The organism is Pseudonocardia sp., from assembly GCF_025965585.1.
Classification (GTDB): Bacteria; Actinomycetota; Actinomycetes; order Mycobacteriales; family Pseudonocardiaceae; genus Pseudonocardia.
Genome location: NZ_JAOPWR010000269.1, coordinates 1 through 4,263 on the forward strand (window position 1 = coordinate 1; position 4,263 = coordinate 4,263).

General features: G+C 71.8%; 4 protein-coding genes. 1 reads left to right on the plus strand and 3 read right to left on the minus strand.

Annotation, left to right across the window (positions count from 1 at the left end; translation table 11 throughout):
- On the minus strand, positions 1–689 hold a 689-nt coding region (locus JWR81_RS17020; RefSeq protein WP_297653126.1), incomplete at its 3' end, for an acyl-CoA dehydrogenase family protein.
- Positions 690–754: 65 nt separating this feature from the next.
- On the minus strand, positions 755–1,831 hold the full coding sequence (locus JWR81_RS17025) for an acyl-CoA dehydrogenase family protein (RefSeq protein WP_297653130.1): 1,077 nt from the start codon (positions 1,829–1,831) through the stop codon (positions 755–757).
- A gap of 148 nt (positions 1,832–1,979) precedes the next feature.
- Here JWR81_RS17025 and JWR81_RS17030 point away from each other — a divergent pair, with 148 nt between their 5' ends.
- The gene (locus tag JWR81_RS17030) at positions 1,980–2,696 is read left to right on the plus strand and encodes a FadR/GntR family transcriptional regulator (protein WP_297653133.1); all 717 of its coding nucleotides are present in this window, start codon (positions 1,980–1,982) and stop codon (positions 2,694–2,696) included.
- Between the two features lie 34 nt (positions 2,697–2,730).
- Here the strand turns inward: JWR81_RS17030 and JWR81_RS17035 are convergent, their stop codons facing one another.
- Entirely contained in the window at positions 2,731–3,906 is a 1,176-nt protein-coding gene (locus JWR81_RS17035; protein WP_297653136.1) for an acyl-CoA dehydrogenase family protein, read from the minus strand.
- Between the last annotated feature and the right edge of the window lie 357 nt (positions 3,907–4,263).

Here is a 4,263-nt window from a genome sequence, read left to right on the forward strand (position 1 = left end):
CCGACCCGGTCCTCGACCGGCACGCGCAGGTCGTCGATGAACAGCTCGTTGGACGAGACGGCGTTGCGCCCCATCTTCGCGATCGGCCGGATGTCGACGTGCGCCCGGTCGAGGTCGGTGAGGAACAACGTCATGCCGTCGGTCTTGCGCGCGCTGTCCTCGAACTTCGTGGTGCGGGTCAGCAGCAGGACCTTCTCCGACTCCCGGGCCTTCGAGATCCACACCTTCCGGCCGTTGACGACGTAGTGGTCGCCGTCGCGCTTCGCGAACGTCGTGATCCGCGTGGTGTCCAGCCCCGCACCGGGCTCGGTGACGCCGAAGCACACGTGGAGGCTGCCGTCGACGATGCGGGGCAGCGTGCGGCGCTTGAGCTCCTCCGACCCGTGCAGGATCACCGGGTGCATGCCGAAGATCGACAGGTGGATCGAGCTGGCCGCGTTCATCCCGCCGCCCGAGCGCGAGACCTCCTCCAGGATGATCGACGCCTCGGTGATGCCCAGGCCGTGGCCGCCGTACTCCTCGGGAGTGGTGACGCCCAGCCAGCCGCCCTCGGCCAGCGCGTCGTAGAACGCGACAGGGAACTCGTGCGCCCGGTCGCACTCCATCCAGTACCGGTTGTCGAACTTCCCCGCGAGCTCGGCCACCGCCTTGCGGATGGTCGCCTGGTCGTCCGTGAGTTCGAAGTCCACCGCGCACCTCCTGGCACCACATCGTCGTGCGTTACGGATCGACCGTAACAAAGGACTGACCAAAACTACAGTGCCGGCGCCCCCGCCGGGACGAGGTCCAGCGCGGCGGCGATGCGCTCGTTCCACACGCTCGGGGGGCCGTACAGGACGCGGTCCAGCTTGGCCCGCTTGTAGTAGAGCTGCAGGTCGTGCTCCCACGTGTAGCCGATCGCGCCGTGCAGCGTCAGGGCCGTGTCGGCGGCGTCCGCTGCACCGGCGGTGACCTGCGCCTTCGCGGCGGCGGCATGCAGCTGGGCGTCCGGGTGCCCGGCCTCCACCGAGGCGGCCGCGAGGTAGACGATCGAGCGCGCCGACTCGACCTGCACGAGCACCTGCGCGGCGGCGTGCTTGACGGCCTGGAACGAGCCGATCGGCACCCCGAACTGGTGGCGCTGCTTCGCATACTCGACGGTCATCTCCAGCATCCGCTCGGTGACACCGAGCGCGTCCGCGGACACCAGGACCGCCGCACGCAGCGCTACCTGCGCGAGCACGGCGGCGGCGTCCGCCGTGACCGGCGTGCCGCTCGCGCCGGAGAACACGATGTCGCCCGTGGTCCGGGTGCGGTCGGCCAGCGCCCGGGGTCGCACCTCGACACCCGGAGCGTCGACGTCGACGAGCACGAGCCGGCTCCCCACCGGGACCAGGAGCCGGCGGGCGCGGTCGGCGCCGAGCACCGACCCGACGGACCCGGTGAGCCCGGCCCCGTCGTCGGACACGGTCGGCCGGAGAGCGGGCACCGCCCCGGACGGCACGGCCAGTACGGTCGTGACCCCGTCGGCGAGCAGCGCCTTCGCGGCGTCGGGCGCATCGGCGAGGCCGGGAACCGCCAGCACCGACCCCATCCACGCCGACGAGGGAGCGACTCCCCGTCCCAGCTCCTCCGCGGCCAGCGCCAGCTCGACGAGCCCGCCGCCCTGGCCGCCCAGCTCCTCGGATGAGCCGACCGCCGACCAGCCCTCCGCTGCGAACTGCTGCTCGAAGGCGCCGGGGTCACCGGAGTCGAGCCACCCGCGCAATGTCGACGGCGGACACCGGTCCTGCAGCCAGTCGCGAAGGACCGACCGGAAGTCGGCTTGTTCCTCCGACAGTTCCCATCGCATGTGGTGCTCCTCGCTGATGAACGGGCGACACCGGCGGTGGGATACGCGGTTTCGCGTCGCCGGTGCTATTTTGGGTCAGACCTTTGGACCAGAAAGCGGGAACGGAATGACAGCGAACAACACTCGCTCGGCGATCAGGTTGTCGCCGATGGAGGTCCCGAAGGCCTCGGACGTGCTGGCGAACGAGCTGCGCGAGCGCATCCTCTCCGGGGACTACCCCGAGGGCACCCCGCTGCCCCCCGAGCGGGAGCTCGTGGTCCAGACCAGGATGAGCCGTACCACCGTCCGCGAGGCCCTGCGCGTCCTGGAGGTCCAGGGCCTGGTGCGCATCAAGGCCGGCCGCGCCGGGGGCGCGTTCGTCCAGCAGCCGGGCGAGGAGTCGGTGGCGAACTCCCTCGAGCTGCTCATCCGCGGCCGCCAGATCCGGCTCGCCTCGGTGCACGAGACCCGCGAGGCGATCGAGCCGACCTGCGCCCGCCTCGCCGCGCTCAACCGCACGCCGGGCGACCTGCAGCGACTGGACGCGGCCAACACGGCGATCGCGGCCAGCGGCAGCCTCGAGGAGTTCCTCCAGGCGAACCTCGACTGGCACATCGGCGTGGCGACGGCCAGCCACAACGAGATCCTGACCGGCATCATGATCGCCCTGTCGCGCGCGATCTACACCGTCACCCACAACGAGGGCTTCGTCAACGACGAGGTCCGCGGCATCACCGTCCGCGCGCACCGGTCGGTCACCAGGGCCATCAGGGAGAGGGACCCGGAGGCCGCCGTCCGCCGGATGACCAGGCACGTCCACGCCTACGCCGCCGCCGCGCTGGCCGTCGAGGAACGCACCGCCATCACGGTCCCCGAGATCGACTGAGACGTGCGGCTCGTCCACGGTCAGCTCCCGACCCTCAACCGCGCGGCAGCCCGAGCAGCCGCTCGGCCACGATGTTGCGCTGGATGAACGTGGAACCGCCCGCGATCGCGGTGCCCCGGGCCTGGTAGGCCAGCCGCGTCCAGCGGGCGTCGGCCGCCTCCTGCTCCTCGGGCGCGAGCTGGCCGCCGAGCGGCGCGAGCGTCATCCGGAAGTCGGCCAGGTCCTCCACCAGCGGGCAGAAGTACAGCTTGCCGATCGACGTCACCGGACCGGGCGGGCCGTCGTCGGCCGCGATCGTGAGCACCCGCTGCCCGATCGCGTGGTGCACCAGCGCCCGCCCGTAGAGGTCCGCGACCTGCTGCCGGACCAACGGGTCCGCCCCCAGCGAGCGCCCGTCCTCACCCGTCCGCCCGCGCACGTCCGCGACGATGTCGTCGACGGCCCGCTTCGTGTTCACCCGGCCCGTCGCGATCCCGACGCGTTCGAAGCCGAGCGTGGCCATCGCCACCGTCCAGCCGCCGTCGACCTCGCCGAGCACCAGCTCGTCCGGGACGAAGACGTCGTCGAGGAAGACCTCGTTGAACTCGGCCTCACCGAGCATGTGGCGCAGCGGCCGGACGGTGACGCCCGGGCTGTTCATGGGCAGCAGGAAGTAGGTGATGCCGCGGTGGCGCGGCCCGCCGCCGGTGCGGGCGAGCAGGATGCCGTTGGCCGAGAGGTGGGCCCGGCTGGTCCAGATCTTCTGCCCATCGAGGCGCCAGCCCCCATCGACACGGGTCGCCTTCGTCCGCAGCGACGCGAGGTCGGAGCCGGACTCGGGCTCGGAGAACAGCTGGCACCACAGCTCGTCCCCGGTGAGGATCGGGCGCAGGAAGCGCTCCTTCTGCGCGTCGGTGCCGAAGGCGACGATCGTGGGGCCCGCGAAGTCCTCCCCCACCGTGTTGAGCCGCTCGGGCGCCCGGGCCCGGTCGGCCTCCTCGGTGAAGATCGACCGGATCTTCGCGTCCGCGCCCTGACCGCCGTACTCGCGCGGCCAGGACATGCCGGCATACCCGGCCTCGAACAGCAGGCGTTGCCACTGCCGCCAGAAGGGCAGCTTGTCGGCGAGCTCGGCCGGCTCGGGCCAGGGCAGCCTCGGCAGCGCCCCGGCGAGCCACGCCCGCACGCGCTCCCGGAACGCGGCCTCCTCCGGTGAGTCGGCGAGATCCATGACAGCCCTTCCGTCGTCCTGCGTCCTATTATGCTAACGGTCAGACCAAAAGCAAGTCAGCGCCGGAGGGCCGGTGTCCCGCGCCGGAGGTCCGGGGCGTATATCGGTGGCTCCAGGTCGTCGCCGGGCGTGCAGGCGGAACGGCCCTCGTACCCGGCGTACCCGGGCTTTTCGCTGGTGCGTCCGGCGGCGGGCGGGGCCGCCGAGACATGCGGTGGACGTGCGGCGCCGGACACTAGTGTCCGTCGGCCGCCTCCCGATCGCGGCCCAGCGTCAGCAGGAAGTCCTCGTGCAGCTCCATCCAGACGTCGTGGTACGACGCGCTCATCGGACGCGCGAACGCGGCCACCTCACCGG

What these genes read in the sequence shown, in the direction of transcription:
- JWR81_RS17025 (WP_297653130.1), bottom strand. Translation starts at nt 1,831, where the DNA reads ATGCGATGGGAACTGTCGGAGGAACAAGCCGACTTCCGGTCGGTCCTT.
- JWR81_RS17030 (WP_297653133.1), top strand. Translation starts at nt 1,980, where the DNA reads ATGGAGGTCCCGAAGGCCTCGGACGTGCTGGCGAACGAGCTGCGCGAG.
- JWR81_RS17035 (WP_297653136.1), bottom strand. Translation starts at nt 3,906, where the DNA reads ATGGATCTCGCCGACTCACCGGAGGAGGCCGCGTTCCGGGAGCGCGTG.